The sequence below is a fragment of the Bifidobacterium sp. ESL0769 genome, assembly GCF_029395495.1.
In the GTDB taxonomy this organism is placed as follows: Bacteria; Actinomycetota; Actinomycetes; order Actinomycetales; family Bifidobacteriaceae; genus Bifidobacterium.
Genome location: NZ_CP113918.1, coordinates 855033 through 874692, shown reverse-complemented (window position 1 = coordinate 874692; position 19660 = coordinate 855033). Strand labels below are relative to the sequence as shown.

Genomic DNA, 19660 nt, shown 5'->3' with positions numbered 1-19660 from the left:
CATCAGCAACATGGCGTTGCTTTCTGCCAAAATTAATCGAGGATATCAAAATGCAAGTTTCCTTGAAAAACGACGCTGGATTATAGAGGCAGACCGCAATACAACATTCGTACCACCTTGTACCAAAAATGTATTTCTCAAATATTATACAGACAATCCTGATAACTTCTCCATTTGGAGCGCAAAAGATCGTGAGGACTACCTTCACGGACCTTACGGCATCATCAAAACTATCAGCAACTATCTTAACGGTGAGGATAAAACAGCATGAACGACATACCATTCCAAAACGGTCAATCAATCACTTTTTGGCAACTCATAAGTCACTATGCCATTCATATTCCAACTATCCAGCGCGACTATGTCTACGGTAGATCAGATAAAGCTACTAACTCGGTTCGATCAGGAGTGTTAGATGAAGTCAAAGAACATCTAATCAGCGGGAAATACTTCAGCTTTAATTTTATATATGGAGAAATTGACACAACATCCCAAGGAGATATTGTTCCAATCTGCAAACCACTGGACGGGCAACAACGACTTACCACTCTCTATTTCATTTACTGGAGTGCTCTTGTGCAAATGCTTGTTGATACCCCGGAAGCAGATGTTACTGAAGCTGTCAATGTCCTCAGTCGCTTTTCTTATGAGACCAGACAAACCGCAAAAGACTTTTTCGAGCTGATGAGTCAAGAAAGAATCATACGAGACATTGCCATGTGGTCTCAAACCGACAATAACCACCAGCATCTTTCTTCTTTTATTGAAGAAAAACACTGGTTCCGTCCAGATTTTCTGTATGATCCCACAATTATTTCAGCGCTTGTGGTACTAGATGAAATCAGAGGAAAATCAGTAATATCAAATCCTAATCAATGGGCATTATTAACTGGGGCCGACTGCCCAATCCGATTCGAATGGCTTGACATTGAAGACATCGGCAATGGCGACGAACTATATATAAAAATGAATGCCAGAGGCAAACAACTGAGTGATTTCGAAAGTTTAAAGGCTGAACTTGAAGAAAAATCTAAAGACCTGTTGCCTGATCGAGAAAACCTTGATTTTCGTCAAAAAATGGATGGCGCATGGACAGATTTCTTCTGGGATGCAGCAAATAACAATACTGCTAACGATAATAGAAATAAATACGACGCTTGGTTTATGCAATTCCTAAATTGGAGTCTATGGAATCAATGGGCAGAAAGAATAAAAGCCGACACCAATTATAAGCTCCCTTCGGAAATACTAGCTGAAGAAATAACACACCAACGTCGTTTATCTGATTATGAATGCGGCATTCCAGAAAATGCAAAAACCATCTGCATCGAAACACTACACAAAATATCCCACTATCTCGATTATGTTTCTCAAAAGGACTCTCTTGATGAAATCGTCCACATCACTCGTCATATCAGTGATCCTAATCAATCAATCGACTACGGTGACCGTATGCGGTTGGAGTCAGCAATGACTTATGTTGATGGCATGTATGCTCTTCATAAACAGCCAGAGGCAAAATCCTGGAAACAATGGAATCGCATCATTACTCATTTATCCGAAGCTGCACAAATTTGGCAAGGATACAATACACTCGGGCAGTATACGCAAGCCGTTAAAGCAGTTGCAAGTTTCCAACCCTATGCGGATAATCTTATTAATTATTTTGCCCAATTCCCCGATATTCAAGGATTCACTCCCCATGATCAAATAGAGGAAGAAGAATTGAAGTCATGGCTCATTGCTAAAAGCACGGATTGGACAGAGGCTATCGAGAAAGCTGAAGATATAACTTATTTCCAAGGTAAAATCGGTTTTCTTTTCGCATTCATCAACATTGACAAAACCACTAAGAACACTGCTCTTACTCAAGATAATCTACTCGATAAATTCAATCAATATGTCGCGCTTACTTCTGTGATATTCCCTGACGAGGAAACAGAAGAACTATCTGTAGCTTTCCATCGTGCCTTACTGACAAAAGGAGATTATTCCTTAAAGCAAAGCAGTATTTATAGTTATCTCACTAGAGAAGGAAGCTTTACAAGATCTATTAGTTGGAAAAACTTGCTCAGAGACGGAAATCGTCGAAATCCTCCAGATGAGAAACGATATCTAATTCGTGATTTATATGACGACATACTTCAACGAATTGAAGACTGCAATCACTTGACTACTTCAGAGATAATTCCAATTCTGAACCAAATAACCGAAGAATATCAATGGGATTCAAACAGACAAGATTGGCAATCTCGCGCATTGATTGAGCATCCCGAAACTTGGGCTTACTTAGGTTCATTGAAACAATACCGAATCGAAGATAAGATATGCTATCTGCCTATCGGCAATAATACACAATTAAACGGCCGGAACAGTGAGCTTGACGCATGCGTTATTTGTGGGGAACTTAAACATGAAGCTGATTGCACTTTATATGTATATGTAGGACGTTTATATCCTGGAGACAAATACGATAAACCATTTAAATATCTCTCGGTTTCCAAAGGTAATGCACATATTGCTGTTGGTAAAGAATACATAATCACCAAAAATGATTCTGGAATTTATGATGCTATCCCAGTTATAACAATTACCAATGCTGGAAAAACAGATTATTATGACACAACGAAAGAAGCAATACAAATAATAGAAAAAATACTTTCTTCTCAAAGCGATAATTAATCGAGGTATCTAAAACCCGAAGTAGAGCAGGTTGCACTATAGTTCTAGTGCAACCTGCTCTTTAAAGATCAAAGGCATTAAATCTATAATGAAGAAATTCAAAACCACATTCACAATAAAATAAGGCTCTAAATCAAAACCAAATATGATTGTGCGTATCATTGTAAAACACACAAGAACGTAAGCTAAATTCTCCAACCCACACTTAGAAATAACAAGAGTGGTTCGACACTTATAAAATATCGAACCACTTTTGAGAGTCAGACTATTGCAGTCTCACACGTTGAACTTGAAGTCTACGATGTCACCGTCCTGCATCACGTAGTCGCGGCCCTCCTGACGGAGCTTGCCTTCCTCCTTGATTTCGTTCATGCTGCCGTTGGCAGCGACGAAATCGTCGTAGGAGACGATGTCGGCCTTGATGAAGCCACGCTCGAAATCACTGTGGATCACGCCGGCGGCTTGCGGGGCGGTCCAGCCCTGATGAATCTGCCAGGCGCGCACTTCCTTGACACCGGCAGTAAGGAAGGTCTGCAGACCGAGCACGTCGAAGCCGACGCGGGCCAGCTGGTCAAGGCCGGATTCCTTCAAGCCGGCATCGGTGAGCATTTCTCGGGCGTCGGCCTCGTCGAGGTCAGTCAGGTCGGACTCGAACTGAGCATTGAGGAAAATCGACTGTGCAGGCGCCACGGAATCGGCGAGCTGCTTCTGGAAGTCCTTGTCGGAAAGTTCGTTGTCGTCGACATTGAAGACGTAGATGAACGGCTTGGCGGTCATCAGGTGCAGGTCATAAATATCGGCCTTGTCGATCTTGCCGGCGGATGCGGCGTGGTCGATGGTCTCCCCCTCACTCAAAATCGACTGTGCCTTCTTGACCGCGTCCATGTATTCCTGCGTGACCTTCTTGCCGCGCAGCTCCTTCTCGAGCTTAGGCAGCGCGTTCTCGATGGTTTGCAGATCGGCGAGCATGAGCTCGGTGTTGATGGTGTCGATGTCGTCAGACGGGTCGACCTTGCCGTTGACGTGGACGATATCATCATCTTTGAAGGCGCGCACGACCTCGCAGATCGCGTCGGCCTCACGGATGTTGGCCAGGAACTTGTTGCCCAGGCCCTCGCCCTCGGAGGCACCCTTGACGATGCCAGCGATGTCGACAAAGGTGACGGTGGCCGGCACGATCTTCTCGGTGCCCACCAACTTGGCCAGCACAGGAAGCCGCTTGTCAGGCAGCGGCACGATGCCGGTGTTCGGCTCGATGGTGGCGAACGGGTAGTTTTCCGCAAGCACGTTGTTGCGGGTCAGGGCATTGAACATGGTGGACTTGCCGACGTTGGGCAGACCGACGATTCCGATAGTTAAAGACATACTTCAAGTCTAGCGGCAAAGCGGACGAAAGCGATTCGCTCCACACAGTACACAAACGCCCAGTTTGCCAAAAGATAGCTCCACGCTCCAAGGGCAAGAACCACAACGCTATCCAATTCCTGACGGTTCTAATGAACAATCTCACCGAGTGAATCAGAGTAGTCAATGGCCATCGGGGTTGCGAACCATCCAATTATATCAGGTAAACAATCGAATCGACTCATGCCGTGAACGGCTCAATGTAGGACTGAGCCGAACATATAAATACGCCCGACGACAACGAACATCACAAATTATTCGTTTTCGATTGTAATGGAACATCGACAACGCCGACCGCCGCCGACATTTTGATTAAAGCAAGATGAATCGATTGAGGCAAGACAGCTTCCAAACCATTCATTCGAAGATTCGGCAACAAGAATCAGACTATCAGTTTCTATCGGAATCGAAGTGATAGCTTATTAGAATAGAAATCAATCGTTATCAGCACTTGACAGCTACACTACCAACGGCGGAAGGACACAGACGAAGAAATATGCCACTTTCAGCAGGCGGGAACGCATCATGAAACATCACGACAAGAAAGGCTCCAACGCGCAACGCCTTCACAAGCCAACAGAATCTTCCTCAACACCACACGATCCAGAGATCGTAGTTTCACAACGCCGACACCGTTTTTCACGCATCCCGACCCGAATAGTGAGCGTGTGCGTCATCGTGGCTCTCCTCATCGCAGCAGCATACGGGACATGGGCGCTGATCCTCCACCCCAAAGCAACGCCCCCGAGTAAAACCGTCAAAGCCAGCGTCCAACAATTTGCGTACAACAGCTCTTCACTTTTTCTTACCAGCCAAGACTTGTCTGATGACAAAGGCAATACCAACTATTCCCCCGCTTCGATGTGGACGGCACTTTCCATGGCCGAACAGGGAGCTGCCGGCACTACGAAAAACGAAATGCAGGCTGCCCTCAACGACGATAAACAGCCCAACACAGACGATTATCATTCACTGATGCTCTCCATCAACGGCAGACGTCATGGCAAATCAAAGATGCAGACCGCCAATTCGATATGGATTCAGAAAGGACATCCCCTCGACAAGGATTTCAGGAAGGATATGAAACATGGCTTCTCCGCCGAGATGAAAACGGTCTCGGGTGACGCCTCCGAGCAAATGAGCTCATGGGTGGATAGGAAAACTCACGGGATTCTCAAGCCTAATTTCACTGATGACAACGCAATCCTAACGCTCCTCAACACCGTGTATGCAAACGGGAAATGGCAAGACCCATTCGACGCGGACAACACATCCGACCAACCGTTCCACGGAGAAAAAGGGGACTCGAAGGTCTCCATGATGAGCCAGAGCGGAACGATGGATATGGCCAGAGGCAAAGGGTTCAGGCGCCTCGACAAAGCATTCGACGACGGATCCAAACTGAAAATCGTGTTGCCCGACCAAAAAACAGCGGCAAACGACCTAGCGGGAAAAACCGACTCGCTACGCGCCATGTTCAACGCGAAAAGCGAACCAACCGAAGTCGATCTCAGTCTTCCGAAGTTCAAGATTGCCAATACGTTCGACGATTCGATATCAATTTTAAGAAAGCTCGGCATTCGTTCCGCTTTCAACCCATCACGCGCGAATTTTTCCAAAATGACCAACAAAGATCCCCTCTACATCGGTCGAATCATCCAAGGCACCAGCATTGACGTGGGCGAAACCGGCGTCAAAGCTGCCGCATACAACAAAATCGATATGAAGACCAGCGCGCCAAATCCTGGAATAGATAAATCTGTATCATTCATTGTTGACCATCCGTTCCTCTATGAATACGACACGCCTGACGGAGTCCCACTGTTCGTCGGAATTGTGCGAAATCTGTAATCAGCCGATCAACGAGGAAGCAAATCAATGAACCAAATACGACATCATGGGGGTTATCCGTGGACAATCCTCATCATTTGTCGCGAAAATCCCCTATAGTCGCTCTTGTTATCAATCACAGAAGAGGTCGCTGAACCCATCAGTAACCGACCAGAGGCACGGCGGTGCCCGCGAAGGTCGGCAAAAGGGAGTTCAGCCGAAATTTCCGGTCGCCTCCGCGGCAGGAAGTTGGGCCTGGGTTCAAGAAATCCAGGACTGTCGCGGCCAACGCCGCGGAGCGCTATCGATGGGAATCGTTTGTGAGGCTTTTTCGCGATGAGGCGTGGTCTTCCCCTTGACTCATCCGACCAAGAACGTAAATGGCAATCCCACCATCTGTAGGCTTCTTCCCTATCGGAAGGAAACAGCATGCCGGCAGGAACCGGCCATACCGGGCACACGGACAGCACAACTGCACCGACACGGATATCAAGCCAGCAGTCAGGAACGGCGGCAAAGGACAGGCCATACACGTCTGATATCAAAACCGCCGCCGTACACCCCATCCCGCCCATCGACGATAAAAACAAATCCAAGCAGACAAACGGTGTACAGCGCAACCTCAAGACCCGTCATATCTCGATGATTGCCCTCGGTGGTTGCATCGGCACGGGCCTGTTCATGACCTCCGGCTCCACCATCTCGAAAGCGGGCCCGGGCGGCGGGCTTGTGGCCTATGTCGCCATGGGCATCATGGTCTATTTTTTGATGACCAGCCTTGGCGAGCTCGCCACCAACCAGCCGGTCTCCGGCTCTTTCGCCACCTACAACGCCAAATACGTCGATCCGGCGCTCGGCTTCGCGATGGGCTGGAACTATTGGTTCAACTGGGCCATCACCGTCGCCGTCGACATCTCCACCGCCGCCCTGCTCATCCAGTACTGGCTGCCAGACACTCCCGGCTGGATCTGGAGCATGTTGGTGTTGGCCGTCATTTTCCTCATCAACGCGCTGACGGTTTCGGCGTTCGGGGAAACCGAATACTGGCTTTCATTGATTAAAATCGTCACCGTCATCGCTTTTCTAGTTATCGGTCTGTGCATAATCTGCGGCATCTTCTTCCATCCAGCTGTGGGACTCGGTAACTTCACCTACAAGAAAGCCCCGTTCGTCGGGGGCTTCCCTGCGATTCTGAACGTTTTCCTCATTGCGGGATTCTCTTTCCAAGGTACCGAACTTGTCGGCGTGACGGCCGGGGAATCGGAAGATCCGGAACATGCAGTGCCGAAAGCGATTCACAGCGTGTTCTGGCGCCTACTGATCTTCTATTTCCTCTCCATTTTCGTCATTGCCGCCATCATTCCCTATGACAGCCCGAATCTGCTTTCGGCCGCCAACGGCAATATCGCCATGTCTCCATTCACCCTCGTTTTCAACCGTGCAGGGCTCGGTTTCGCGGCTACACTGATGAACGCCATCGTTTTGACGGCCGTGCTTTCCTCGGCGAATTCCGGAATGTATGCCTCCACGCGCATGCTCTACTCATTGGCCGAAGAAGGTTATGCGCCGAAATATTTCTCCAGCACCACCAAACACGGTATTCCGATGCCTGCGCTGATCGTCACCACCGTGATTTCCTTGGCCACGTTCGGTTCCTCCATTTTCGGCGAGAAGATCTATATGTGGTTGGTCGCCGCTTCGGGCCTGACCGGTTTCATCGCCTGGGTCGGCATCGCCATCAGCCACTTCCGCTTCCGTCGTGCCTTCATCCGTCAGGGGCATAAGCTCTCGGAGCTCAAGTACCACGCCAAGCTCTTCCCACTGGGCCCAATCCTCGCACTCATCCTGTGCATCATCGTCATCGGCGGACAGAACATCGACGCGTTCATTCACTGGGATTGGCAGCAGATTGGCATCACCTACATCGGCCTGCCGCTCGTGCTCATTCTCTATTTCGGTTACAAAATCAAGAACCACACCCACATCATTCCCCTGGATGAAGTGGACGTTTCCCCAACCGACATTTCCAAGGAACACCAGGAGACAGTGGCTTAGACGAAGCAGAGATTTGATTTATTGGTTTTGGGTGCGTCTGGCAAGTCCGGCAAATCAAACTGTCGGACTTGCCAGACGCACCTTTCTATGAATTCTATGAATCATTATCACGACTAGGCAATATTTTCCCGGCGATTTGGCGCATAATCCGGCCAACCAAGGTCAATATCACGAATCGGAAAGTAGCTTAGTCCTTCTGTGGCACAAACGATTCAAAGATAAAGTAATCAAAATCGCGGCCGCAGTGTTGAAGCTCCTCCGCGCTGCGCGGAGTCCAAGCCACCGGCACAACACCCAACGCACGGACCAGACGCAGCGGCAAAGAATGGCCGCCGGACCAATCATAGGCCACGAAATCCGGGCGCGAAATCCAGTTGAAACCAAGCTTTCCGGCGAGCCATGCCACCGCATTTTCTATGGATTTGCCGGTGAATCCGCTCGGTTGGGCAAGCTGGCCACGGAAAACCTCAGGATGGTTCTGACGATACCAACGCATCGCCAGCGGATTAAAAGACTCCACCACGTACGGGCCGTCGTAGCCACGCAGCAAAGCGTCGCCGCTTTCCATCAGCAGCTTTTGGCGCGCGCCCCATTCATTGCCCTCAAACTTGTATTCGACGATCATCGGCACGCGTCCGGCAACGACTTTCAAGACGTCGGAAAACAGCGGGACATGCTGGTACTGGCTCTGCTGCGGCAACGGCATGATTTTCTCCGCTTCCAGTTCCGCCTGCGAAAGCGTCTCGGCCTTGGCGTCCCCGTATACACTGGGATTCGGGAAGAGCGGGATGTGACGCAATTCGTCATACGTCAGGTCTGCAATCCGCAGCGGGCAACCGGCCACGCGCAGCAGATCCGGGTCATGGACCACGACGACCTTGTTGTCAGCGGTGAGCTGCAGGTCAAGCTCGATGCCGTACCCGGCTTCGCAGGCGGCGGCGAAAGCGGCGAGCGAGTTTTCCGGGGCGATGGGTCGCTCGTCGTTTTCCGGACCCACGCCATAACCGGCCTTGCGGGCCATGCGACGCGCAAGTTCGATATAATCGTCGTCGGTCTTCCGGTATTGTTTCGTGAGTCCCGAACCGGCGTCGTGCAGACCACGATGGGCATAGAAAACATCGGGCATGCTCATGACGTTCTGGCGTTCGCGGTCCTCGCGCGAACGCGGAGCCAACGCCCAAAGCCCTGCACCTACAAGCGCGGCACCAGCCAGTAAGACGCGAGGTGCCAACGACTTGGATTTCATTGCTGATTTCCTTTTCCGGCTTGCGTTTATCTGCCGCTTCGATGATTTTGCTGACATCTTCGCTTCCTGCCATTCGCTTGACGATATCGACATACCGTGTCCATCGTATATGGGCGAAGCGAAATTTGACGATTATTGCAATTGACAAAATGTCGAAGCGCAAAAGACAGAAACCCGATAATAGGAACCCCGAATAACAGCAATTCTCGGTAATGCCAATTCCCAATACTGGCAATACCCGATACTGAAAATCCCGAATTAACGGCAATCTCAATAATGCTGATCCCGGATAGTGAACCCGAAGACTTACAAAGAATGGTGATGCAACAGATGATGAAAATGCGTGCGGATGTTTCCGTCTCTGATCACGAGCGTACAGGCATCGCCCAATATGTGAATGATATGGCCTTCCTCACGCTCGGCGGCAGCGATGGCGCGGGCGGCACGGCCCATACCGGGGTTGTCGAGATGCGGGACCACTCGGAAATCGACCAGATTGAGGCCGGTGACGTCCTGAAGCATAGGGGCAGCACCACGCTCATCCATTTTGCCGATATAACCGATATCCGGTCCGGCGACCACAGCACCCGCAGAGACCCCAACGTAGGTCTTGCCCGCTGCAACCTGTTCGATGATAAGGTCGGCGGCCTTCGAACGCCTCAGCGCATGCAACAGAAAGAAGCTATTGCCACCGCCTATCCAGATGATGTCACAAGTCGATAAAATATAACGGATTTCCTCAGCACTCGCCTGCGCGACATCAAGTTGGTGCACGCGGAATCCGGCCGCTCGCAACGCCCAACGGACCGCAGGTCGAATGTAACGAGCAACTTCCTTCTTATCCGCCGTAGGAATATAGGCAATGCGCAAGGCGGAATGAAGCGCGTTGCGTTTCGGCAGCGTGCCGAGCAACGAACGCAGGGCGGGGAACGGACTTGACGCCAAAATCACCTTGCCCATATCGGCTCCCCCTCGATTTCCACTTGTTCAGCCGTTCTGAATGGCGTCGACACCGGAAATCACCGCGCCGCGGAAACCTTGCTTTTCGAGCTCGGTGACGCCTTTGATGGTGGTGCCGCCGGGCGAGCAGACGGCGTCTTTCATCGCACCAGGATTAGTGCCGGTGGCCATATAGAGCGCACCGACGCCTTCAGTCATCTTGGCAGCCAGACGGTAGGCGGTCTCACGTTTCAAGCCATACTTGACGCCGGCATCCGCAAGCGCCTCGATATACATCGCGGTGAACGCAGGAGCGCAGCCGGCCACGGACGAGCCGATGTCCATCAGCGGCGTATCGACACGCTCGATCAGTGCAATCGGTGAGAACAGCGCCTCGAAAGTCTCACGTTGGGAATCGCTCAATGTATTGGCGTTTTCGGTGACGAGAATGCCCTGGCCGACCTCGATGGGCGTGTTGGGGATGACGCATTGCACATGCGCACCGTCACCGAGCAGCTCTTCAAAGTAATCGAGGTTGCGGCCAGCTGCAATGGAAACGATGAATTTGTCGTCGGTTTTGAGATCGTCCAGCACGTCGGCGAGCGCGGTTTCGATCTGGTTCGGTTTCACAGCGACGACCACGATATCGGCTGCGGCCACAGTTTCGGTAGCGCTGTGCATGGCCTTGGCACCGATAGTCGCAGCTGCGGCTTGCGCCTTATCGAAATGGCCTGAATTTGCGACAATCTGCGAGCCGCTGATCACTCCCCCGTTGACCAGACCTTTGGCGATGCCCTGTGCCATGTTGCCGAAACCGATGAATCCGACCGTCACGTCCTGTGCCATGAAAAGCTCCTTAATGATGGAAATGAATCAAAAATCATACTGCCCTCATCCTAAACCATCGCAGGAGACGACGCACTACCAAAGCGGCAAAGCGCACGATAACAGACAAGAATTGCGGCAGATTCAACCCGGTTTCCATGCCCGGTGTCTCATCTGCCGCAATGCAAGAAACAAGGTATCAGCGTTTTAGAACAAATCCTCCAAGTCCCCGCGGTCGAGCGCCTCGCGGTAAAGGTGGTCGAAAACCGCCCCGCCGTGGTGAATGCCGTCGTGCTGGTACTCGTTGGTGACCCAAGCGTGCGAATTGCCCACGCGCGAAAGGGTGTCGAGTTGCATGCCGGAGTCGACGTACATGTCGTCGAAATAGACTGCGGCCTGAAGCGGGACTTCGTTATGCTTCAGCTGGGAGGTGTCGTAGATCTTTCCGAACTGCGTGTCACCCATCAGCTCCTCGACCGCCGGCCTGAACGGGCGCAGAGCACGCTCCTGTTCGAACATCCACGGGAACATCGCCTCACCGGTAAAGAGCAGCGGGCGACGGTGAACGTCGAATTCCGGATGCTCGTCGCGCACCTGCTGCGCGGCCCAGCCGATGGGCTCGTCAAGCTCGCCGTCCGCGTAAATGAACTCCTGTAGCGGCCAATAAAGCGGCGTGGACGACGTGGCTTCCATCACCGAGAAGAGGAACTGGTCGGAAAGCGGCGCCTTCCTGTTTTCGGAACCGTCCCCCTTGGCGAACGCGATGTCCATCAGCCAATGCAGGCGCTCCGGGCTGGGCTGCATACCAAAGTCACTGCCCAAGGTCTGCAGACGCTCGACGGTCAGCGGGTCGCCATTGGGCAAGGTAACCACGGTTTTCCTTTTATTCGCGCTGATATTGTCGGCCACGGCAGCGACGCGTTCAATATCCTGCGGATAACGCTTGTAATATAGCCGCGTTTTCTGCGCCATCCTCGGAAATGTATGCTCATACACCTCGCGGGCGTTGGCAGGAACGTGCGGAATGCCGCCCATGGTGAAGCTCGCGATGGCACCTTCCGAATAAGAAGAGAGGTAGGCCAGCGTCAGGAATCCGCCATAGCTTTGCCCCAACGTCACCCATTTTCTGCCACCGAACTCTGTGCGACGCAGGTGCTCGAAATCACGGACGATCGAGCCGGCGAGGAAACACTTGAGGTATTCCGCCTGATTGCGCGCGCCGTCGATACGCCCCATCACGTTCGAATCGACGCACGAGGAACGCCCAGTGCCGCGCTGGTCGGGCAGAATGACGCGGAAATGCTTGATGGCTTCGGCGATCCAGCCGTCACTCGACGGGTTCAACGGACGCGGGCCGGCACCGCCAGGACCACCCTGCAGAAAAATCAGCAGTGGCAGGTCGTCGTGGACATGTTCAGGCGCAGTGACGACGCGATAAAACAGGCTCAGCGATTCCCCCGAAAATCCCTTGCCAGGCTGGTTAAAACGCCAATCGAGCGGCACTTTGATGGAATGGTCTTCCACGGCCAATCCAGGTACATAATATTTTGCCAGTAAAGTCATACTTCCCCCTTGATAACTTCGGCAATCCAATGGTTTACTGTATAACAACCGCTGTGCATACTCCGGTCAAACATCCATTATTCGACTAAAAAATGCCACACAGTGAAATACATATTTCTGTTATTATACATAATCGGCATTCAGCAAAATAGAATATCTCCATCGAGGCCGAACGAAAAGTTCAATTCGTTGATTCTCCACGGTTTTCAGCGTTTCAAATTACGCAAAATGTGTCAATCTCAAATTTTCCCTTACCGAAACCAAACGTCATTCCTGAGCACGATACCGGAGGCGGCCATCCTGCGATAGTCTTGCATTATGAGCAAGATACGGCGATTCGGCAGATGGCTGACGCGCGACCCGGTGGTCGGGAGCTTCCTGCCGGTGCTGGTGGCGTTGCTCTTTGCCTGCGTCAGCACGTCCAGCAACGAAGGCGGGCTATGGATTGGCTACAGTGCTGGCTGGCAGATTGCGTGGTCATGCGTGCTCATCATTCCCAGCATCTTTCGACGCAGCCACCCGCAGGGCGCGACACTGGCTTTCGCGATCCTGACCGTCCTGCAGCTGGTTGTCGGGCCAAGTTACGTTTTCGGCGACCTGCTGGCAGTAGTGATGCTCTATTCGGTCATCGCCTACGGAAACCCTGCACGCAGCAAGGTCTTTATTACGTTGGCGTTCGTCATCGGCATCGCCGCGGCGCCGATGATCACCTGGGGCTCGGAGGTCGGGCCGCTGCATAATCCCGGCTATGCCGGAGACACGGCAAGTTCAGTCTATGATTCCTGCCGCACCGTTTACACTTCCGGAATGAGCGGAACCTGCGGAAGAAACCTCGCCGCGACCGCACTTTTCCTGCTCGTCTGCATCGTCACCGCGCTCGCCGCCGCGTGTTTCTTAGGGTATCGCTCTCGAATGAGACTGGCCACCGCATCCCTGCTGCGGGAACGTAATGAGGCACTGGCAGCTCGCGAACAGGAAGATCTCGACATCGCCCGCACCGCCGAACGCGCACGCATCGCCCGCGATATGCACGACGTGGTGGCCCACACGCTTTCCACCATCATCGTCCAGTCCGACGGCGGGCGCTACGCAGGTGCAAAAGACCCTGCCAAAGCGCGAGAAATCATGGAGACCATCAGGCACGAATCAAAACGGGCGCAGCATGACATGGATGGTCTCTTAAGCACGTTCGGAGGAAGTTCCCACGCCGGTTATGGCGATATCGCAGGGCTTATAACGCAGGCCGATGCAACTGTTCGGGCGACAAACGGAAATGTACTACGAACTGTCGGCGGCGATATTCGCCCGCAACCGGAACGCCTAAGCAATAAGGCACAATCCGCCCTCTACCACGCGGTGCAGGAGGCACTGACCAACGCACGCAAATACGCGGGCGACGGCGTTACCGTTAAGGTTGAGGAGACCTGGAACGAGAACGGGCTGCATTTGGTCGTGCGTGATAACGGCAACGGCGCTGCTGCTACGTTAGACGGACATCGCCCCGGCTATGGGCTCACCGGCATGCGTGAACGTATCGAGACCGTCGGCGGTAAGGTTATCGCCGGGTCTCGGGCCGGTGGCGGCTTCGAAGTCGACGTAACGCTGCCGTTTGACGAAACAGCAGAAGCGACAGCAAAGACAGAAATATCGGCCAGTTCCCAACCCGGCAAGGTGAAACCCACAGAACACGATACCGATGACAATGAATCCTTCAATGTCAAACCGGTCGATTATCGAACCAATGATAGCAAATCCGCCAATGATCACGTCAGACCTCTCGGTAGTTCATCTTCTGGCAAGGACAGTAAAACAAGTGACATCAAGACCTCTCGCCATTCCTGGTTCGCAAACCTCTCGGCAAAGACAAACAGCCCCACAACGAAACCAGTAACCAGCCAACCCACCATCAATCTCAACTGGGCAGAACGCGTATCCGGCTTCTTTGCACAGCATTACTTATTGGCCGACGCCATCATCGCCTTGGTTTTGATGACTATCATCTTCCCGTGGAGCACAGTGACCTTCCGTTACAACGACAGCACACGCACCATGTCGTTCAGCACCGTCGTGCACGCATCCACATTTGCCACGAAAGTCACAACCACCGTCATCAGCCTTGTGGTGTTTGCTGCCCTGGTGTTTCGCCGCCGTTTCCCGCGATCGAGCGCGGCGGCCATGGCGGTTACGGCGGCTTTCGCGCTGTGCTTCGTGCCGGAGATACCGTTGGCCGTGTTCTCCGCGCCGATATCGTTGTATTCGGTGTGCCTCTATGGAAAAGGCCACTCACGCCGTTGGGCGACGGTTGCCACACTGATTGGTTGCGTGCTGTTCAGTTTGCGGTTCAACGGGTCATTCATGGGTTATCCGACGCTGGTGGATTGGGTGATGAACCGACAGAGGCACTCCGGAATACAAGCAACACAGGGCGTCTATCCTCGCGATATTGCCGGCTTGCTTTTCCTCTCACTGGCAATATGTGCCGTGGCAATCGGGGCGGCGTTATGGGTCCGGGCGAGCGGCACGAACGCGATGGTGCTTGAAGCCCGGCACGAGGCGTTGGAAGCGGAAAGTGCCAAAAAACAAGTCTTGGCGGCCAACAGCGAACGCGAAAGGATCGGCGCGCAGATTCGCGGCGAGGTGAGCGAGACCCTGGCCGGTGTTATCGCGAAAGCCGACGCGGGACTTGCCATGCTCGACACTGATGCCTCTGCCGGCGTAACCACTTCCCCGGAAGCCATTACTTCGGCCTTCCGCACCATCGGCGAGCAGGGACGTGAGGCGCTTGCCCACATGCGGGAACTGTTGCGCGTACTTCGTGAAACCGGCGGCAGCGACGACAATCCGGACACGTCCCAGCCGCTGCTGCATCCCGTGGCGGGAACGGAAAATGAGGGGAACGGCGCAGCCACAGACTGAACGTGTCAATCACTGCGACCATGGAGTTAACGTAATACGCTAACGGGTTCATGCTCCGCTCTTCTGCCAGAAAAGTGCACTTTAGGCCTGCTAACATGCACTTTTCCGACACTAACACTCAAAACCTGCATTCAGGACACCACAACTTGCACTTCCCCGACAGCAGCGTCGAAAAACTGCACTCATGCCGGCTTAACTTGCACTGATTGGACAGCAGCATCAGGAGATGTGGCGAGAATGCATATCCTGCCTCCCCTGACGACAACGTGGCAAAAGTGCACTTTAGGCTTGCTAACATGCACTTTCCCGACGCTTCCGCTAAAAACATGCATCTAGGACACTGCAACTTGTAGGTTTATGGCAGTAGCGTTCAAAAAGTGCAGGTTCGGCAGCTGAATTCCAAAACAGTCTTCACCAACTTTTGCCGCCGCGTCTTGCTAACCTTGAACTATGAGTGAAACGCAGCCTATCCGAGTTCTTATCGCCGACGATCAGGAGCTGGTGAGAGCAGGTTTCGCCATGGTCATCGACTCGCAGGACGACATGGAAGTGGTCGGACAGGCCTCCAATGGTGCCGAAGCAGTGTCACTGAGCCTTGATCTGAAGCCGGATGTGGTGCTGATGGATGTGCGTATGCCCGGCACCGACGGCATCGAGGCGACCAAGCTCATCATTGACGCGGAACGCGAGGCGGGGAATGATGCTCCGAAAACCCACGTCATCATTCTAACGACATTCGATTTGGACGAATACGTAATGAGTGCCATCGACGCCGGTGCCTCCGGGTTCCTTTTGAAAGACACCGAGCCGGAGACGCTGCTCTCCTCGATTCGCACGGTCTATCAGGGCAACGCCATCATCGCGCCGAGTGCCACCAAGAGGCTCATCGAGAAGATGGTCGGAGGCGAGCTGGGTGCGACGCGGGCCGCGGCGAAGAGTTCTGGCGACTTTGGCAATGTCCGCAACAATAGCTCACTGAGCCATATAAGTAACGATAAAAGCACGAGTAACGCCAACGTTGGTAGCCGGTTCCTCAATGCAGATAACCATGGCACCGCCAACAGCCTGAACCGTGACTTTGGTACCCAGGCGACGCGACAAGGCGCCGGCGACGCACCACTTACCTATCACGATCCGGCCGTTGATACGCTGACCGACCGCGAGCGCGAGGTGCTGGTCGAAATCGCGCACGGCCTGTCCAATCAGGAGATCGCGGACAAGCTCTCGATCAGCCTGCCGACGGTGAAAACCCACGTCGCCCATATCCTGCAGAAAACCTACTCGCGCGACCGTGTGCAGGCCGTCGTTTTCGCCTACGACAACAAGCTAGTGTGACTTTCACTCAATATAAAAAATCCGTTCACTTTCGTACTGACAAGCGAACGGATTTTTTATTGACTGCTGATACCTTGACCTTTTACGCCTCGGCGAGGGCGGCGACCGGCGGGGTCTTCACCGCACGACGGGCCGGGAAGATGCTCGAGACCAGGGCGGCGAGCGCGGCGATCAGGAGCACCGCACCGTTGAACTTCCAGTCGAACAGATAGGCCGTCTTGCCGTAGAGGCTGAAGACCATGTAGGAGCCGAGCCAGCCGAATGCTGTACCGAGCACCACACCGGCCACGCCGGAGACCAGCGAGATCAGGAGCGCCTCACAAGCCAGGGAGCGCTTGAGCTGGCCGCGCGTCATGCCGATGGCACGCAGGGTGGCCGATTCGCGGGTGCGTTCGATCACCGACAGACTCAGCGTGTTGGCCACGCCGATCAGCGCGATCAACACGGCAACGGCAAGCAGAGCGACAAGCAGAGTCATGATCTGGTCGATGCTCTTGTCCCACTGCTGGCGCTCGGCGATCGGACCGGAAAGCGCGACGGCACCGGAACCTTCGGTGACGCTCTGTGCCCTTTCGAAAACATCAGCGAGCGAATCGCCTTGCTGCCCCGATCCGGCGGCACCTCCGATTTTCATCAGTTCGATGTGACCGGTGGACGGCAAGGAACCGTTGTCGAAATGTGCGATATCGACGAAGGCGACTGCAGCGTAATTCTTGCTGATGGACCGGTAATCGACCTGGCGAACGGTGAAGGAACGCGTGGCAGAAGAACCAGCATGGTTGGCGTCAGTCGAGCCGTTGGCATTCGTGCTCTTCGCGGCATTCTCACCCTGATCCTCGGATTGCGGGGTGAGCTTCACAGTGCCGCCTGCGACATCTAGCTTCTTGCCTGTCGAAGCGGAGGTCTTGGGCATGATTACGGTATCGCCACCCAGTTCGGTACCACCAAGGTCGGTGTGCATCACCCGTTGCAGCTGTGCTGTCGAACGGACGCCGACAACCAGCATCGGCGTGTTCAGATGGTCGGAATCCTTGGCCTGTACCACCACCGTGGGTGCGTAAAGCACTTCGGAAACGCCCTTTACTTTCGCAAGTTTGTCGGCAGTTTTCTGGTTGAGTCCGGATCCTTCGGCCACCATATCGACGCTGTAACGCGAATCGAGCGCGGTGTCCAAAGTCGCTTTGCCGCAAGCCGCGCCGGTGGCGATGGTGGAAACGAGAGTGACGCCGATCAAGAGGGCCACGCCGGTGGCGGACACACGCCGCGGGTTCTTCTGGATATTCGCGTCGGCGATCTTGGCGGAAGGTCCGAGGTGCGAGACGAGAGCGCCGACTCCGCGCATCAATACCGGCATCCAGAATGTCGCGGTGACCGCAAGCCCGACGAAGAGCAACGCGCAACCGCCTACCGCGCTAAGCAGTGCCAGCTCATAGGTCTTGTCGTTGCCATTCGACACATTGTCGTTCATGACTTTCGGCATCCTGCTGGCACCGACGGCAATCAACACGGCTCCGAGAACGAGCATCAGCACGCCGATTACGGCACGGACACGTCCGGCACGTCGTCTGTCATCGGCAAGCTCCATCGGGCGCAGCGCCTCCAGCGGGGTTACGGAAGTAGCGGAACGGGCCGAGGTGAGAGAAGCAAGAATGGTCATCACTACGCCGAATATCAGCGGAATCACAAACGCCTGCCACGAAAGGACCAAACGCATCTGCGCCCCATCGCCGCCAATGAACTTGGTGGAGCACATCAACTGCATAAGCCCGATGCCGGCGGCGATACCCAGCAAGGAAGCGATGAGGCCCAAAAGCGCGGCTTCAATCAGTACCGAACGGTACAGCTGACCCTTTGTGGCCCCGATAGTACGCAGCAACGCCAGCGTGCGCCGACGCTGAGCGACCATGACCTGGAAGGTGTTAGCAATGACCAACGCCGCCACGAGCATGGCGAGGATGCCAAAAGCCGTGAGGAACATCGTCACCGGCGTGGTGCTGGTGGCTGACATGGCCTTCATGGCGTCGTCGCCAATCTTGGCACGCGAATCGATGGTGTAATAATGCGGCAGATCGGCTTTGATGGCTTTTACGGCCACGTCGGATTTGGAAGGATCAATGGAAAGCAGGATGGCGAAAGCCGGAATCTTGCCAAAACTACGGACACCATTGAGACCGGCCATAATGTTGTCAGAGACCACGGCCCCGCCGCCGTAGAAGCCGAAGGCGCCACGCGGATCGTCGGTCAGGCCCACGACCTTGACCGAGCGGTTCTGCCCGCCCGACGCCTGCGCTCCCTGCTGTGAAGAGGTTTTGCTATTGACAGTGACCTGGTCGCCGATGCCAACACCAAGTTTCTGCGCGATGCCTCGCGGCAGCGCGATCTCATCGTCGGCACTGGGCTGTCGTCCTTGCGCAATGCCGACCAGCATCAGTTTCGGATCGTTCGACGTGGTGGTCGTCATGCCGGAGACATGTTTGCTGCCATGTAAAAACTCGGCCTCGGAACTGATGGAAGCCGTTGCGCCGGTGACGCCATCAATCGAGCGGATCTGGTCAAGTTTCAGATCATCCACGGTTTTCATGTCGCTGTCACTGTCGGTGGTCTGCGCCTTGAGCTCGTCGGCGGGCGCGATGATGTAGTTGGCCTGGCCGAATTGCGCGGTGAGCTGGGTGCGCAGCGAATCGTTCATCGACGAGCCGAACAGGAAGGTCGCGGCGATGAAGGCGGTGCCGATGAGGATGGCGATGCCGGCGGGAATGAGCATTTTCCCGCTCTTTTTCATAAGTTTGAGTGTTACTGAGAACATTTTGGTTCCTTTTGCTTTTCGTCTACAAGTTCGTTTGCCAAGTGATTGATGGAGATTGT

Annotated in this window: 12 protein-coding genes and 1 riboswitch; of the genes, 6 read left to right on the top strand and 6 right to left on the bottom strand. The window is 53.6% G+C overall.

The window, feature by feature from the left end; all coding sequences use genetic code 11:
* The first annotated feature begins 10 nt into the window (after positions 1-10).
* Both OZX72_RS03490 and OZX72_RS03485 read left to right on the top strand, forming a co-directional pair.
* Positions 11-271: a hypothetical protein gene (locus tag OZX72_RS03490; protein ID WP_277159023.1), complete on the top strand. Its 261-nt coding sequence runs from the start codon at positions 11-13 to the stop codon at positions 269-271.
* Positions 268-2682, top strand: coding sequence for a DUF262 domain-containing protein (locus tag OZX72_RS03485; RefSeq protein WP_277159022.1), 2415 nt, complete (start codon positions 268-270; stop codon positions 2680-2682). Before OZX72_RS03490 ends, OZX72_RS03485 begins: the two co-directional genes overlap by 4 nt.
* A 276-nt stretch (positions 2683-2958) precedes the next feature.
* Here the strand turns inward: OZX72_RS03485 and ychF are convergent, their stop codons facing one another.
* On the bottom strand, positions 2959-4047 hold the full coding sequence (gene ychF / locus OZX72_RS03480) for a redox-regulated ATPase YchF (RefSeq protein ID WP_277159021.1): 1089 nt from the start codon (positions 4045-4047) through the stop codon (positions 2959-2961).
* A 564-nt stretch (positions 4048-4611) separates the two neighbouring features.
* On the opposite strand from ychF, the gene OZX72_RS03475 reads away from it, so the two are divergent.
* Together OZX72_RS03475 and OZX72_RS03470 are read left to right on the top strand one after the other, a co-directional pair.
* Complete coding sequence (locus OZX72_RS03475) at positions 4612-5937, top strand: serpin family protein (RefSeq protein WP_277159020.1); 1326 nt, start codon at positions 4612-4614, stop codon at positions 5935-5937.
* Between the two features lie 113 nt (positions 5938-6050).
* A riboswitch (Lysine riboswitch) is annotated at positions 6051-6228 on the top strand.
* A 117-nt stretch (positions 6229-6345) separates the two neighbouring features.
* Positions 6346-7971 carry an amino acid permease gene (locus OZX72_RS03470; RefSeq protein WP_277159019.1) on the top strand — a complete coding sequence of 542 codons (1626 nt, stop codon included), beginning with the start codon at positions 6346-6348 and terminating at the stop codon, positions 7969-7971.
* A gap of 187 nt (positions 7972-8158) precedes the next feature.
* On the opposite strand, the gene OZX72_RS03465 is transcribed toward OZX72_RS03470, so the two are convergent.
* From OZX72_RS03465 to OZX72_RS03450, 4 genes are all read right to left on the bottom strand, one after another.
* Complete coding sequence (locus OZX72_RS03465; RefSeq protein WP_277159018.1) at positions 8159-9217, bottom strand: glycerophosphodiester phosphodiesterase family protein; 1059 nt, start codon at positions 9215-9217, stop codon at positions 8159-8161.
* Positions 9218-9523: 306 nt separating this feature from the next.
* Positions 9524-10177 carry a Type 1 glutamine amidotransferase-like domain-containing protein gene (locus OZX72_RS03460; protein ID WP_277159017.1) on the bottom strand — a complete coding sequence of 218 codons (654 nt, stop codon included), beginning with the start codon at positions 10175-10177 and terminating at the stop codon, positions 9524-9526.
* 27 nt (positions 10178-10204) lie between these two features.
* Positions 10205-11002: a pyrroline-5-carboxylate reductase gene (gene proC, locus OZX72_RS03455; protein ID WP_277159016.1), complete on the bottom strand. Its 798-nt coding sequence runs from the start codon at positions 11000-11002 to the stop codon at positions 10205-10207.
* 186 nt (positions 11003-11188) lie between these two features.
* Positions 11189-12544, bottom strand: a complete 1356-nt coding sequence (locus OZX72_RS03450; RefSeq protein ID WP_277159015.1) for an alpha/beta fold hydrolase — start codon at positions 12542-12544, stop codon at positions 11189-11191.
* A gap of 318 nt (positions 12545-12862) precedes the next feature.
* On the opposite strand from OZX72_RS03450, the gene OZX72_RS03445 reads away from it, so the two are divergent.
* Together OZX72_RS03445 and OZX72_RS03440 are read left to right on the top strand one after the other, a co-directional pair.
* Positions 12863-15460, top strand: a complete 2598-nt coding sequence (locus tag OZX72_RS03445) for a histidine kinase (RefSeq protein ID WP_277159014.1) — start codon at positions 12863-12865, stop codon at positions 15458-15460.
* Positions 15461-15910: 450 nt separating this feature from the next.
* A complete protein-coding gene (locus tag OZX72_RS03440; protein WP_277159013.1) occupies positions 15911-16795 on the top strand; it encodes a response regulator transcription factor in 885 nt (294 codons plus the stop codon).
* Positions 16796-16877: 82 nt separating this feature from the next.
* Here OZX72_RS03440 and OZX72_RS03435 read toward each other — a convergent pair whose 3' ends face one another.
* Entirely contained in the window at positions 16878-19601 is a 2724-nt protein-coding gene (locus OZX72_RS03435; protein ID WP_277159012.1) for an FtsX-like permease family protein, read from the bottom strand.
* Positions 19602-19660 lie beyond the last annotated feature (59 nt).

Bases quoted from the DNA above. Each gene is read 5' to 3' on its own strand.
- OZX72_RS03460 (WP_277159017.1), bottom strand. From the start codon at position 10,177: ATGGGCAAGGTGATTTTGGCGTCAAGTCCGTTCCCCGCCCTGCGTTCG.
- OZX72_RS03475 (WP_277159020.1), top strand. From the start codon at position 4,612: ATGAAACATCACGACAAGAAAGGCTCCAACGCGCAACGCCTTCACAAG.
- OZX72_RS03450 (WP_277159015.1), bottom strand. From the start codon at position 12,544: ATGACTTTACTGGCAAAATATTATGTACCTGGATTGGCCGTGGAAGAC.
- OZX72_RS03435 (WP_277159012.1), bottom strand. From the start codon at position 19,601: ATGTTCTCAGTAACACTCAAACTTATGAAAAAGAGCGGGAAAATGCTC.
- OZX72_RS03465 (WP_277159018.1), bottom strand. From the start codon at position 9,217: ATGAAATCCAAGTCGTTGGCACCTCGCGTCTTACTGGCTGGTGCCGCG.
- ychF (WP_277159021.1), bottom strand. From the start codon at position 4,047: ATGTCTTTAACTATCGGAATCGTCGGTCTGCCCAACGTCGGCAAGTCC.
- OZX72_RS03445 (WP_277159014.1), top strand. From the start codon at position 12,863: ATGAGCAAGATACGGCGATTCGGCAGATGGCTGACGCGCGACCCGGTG.
- OZX72_RS03485 (WP_277159022.1), top strand. From the start codon at position 268: ATGAACGACATACCATTCCAAAACGGTCAATCAATCACTTTTTGGCAA.
- proC (WP_277159016.1), bottom strand. From the start codon at position 11,002: ATGGCACAGGACGTGACGGTCGGATTCATCGGTTTCGGCAACATGGCA.
- OZX72_RS03490 (WP_277159023.1), top strand. From the start codon at position 11: ATGGCGTTGCTTTCTGCCAAAATTAATCGAGGATATCAAAATGCAAGT.
- OZX72_RS03440 (WP_277159013.1), top strand. From the start codon at position 15,911: ATGAGTGAAACGCAGCCTATCCGAGTTCTTATCGCCGACGATCAGGAG.
- OZX72_RS03470 (WP_277159019.1), top strand. From the start codon at position 6,346: ATGCCGGCAGGAACCGGCCATACCGGGCACACGGACAGCACAACTGCA.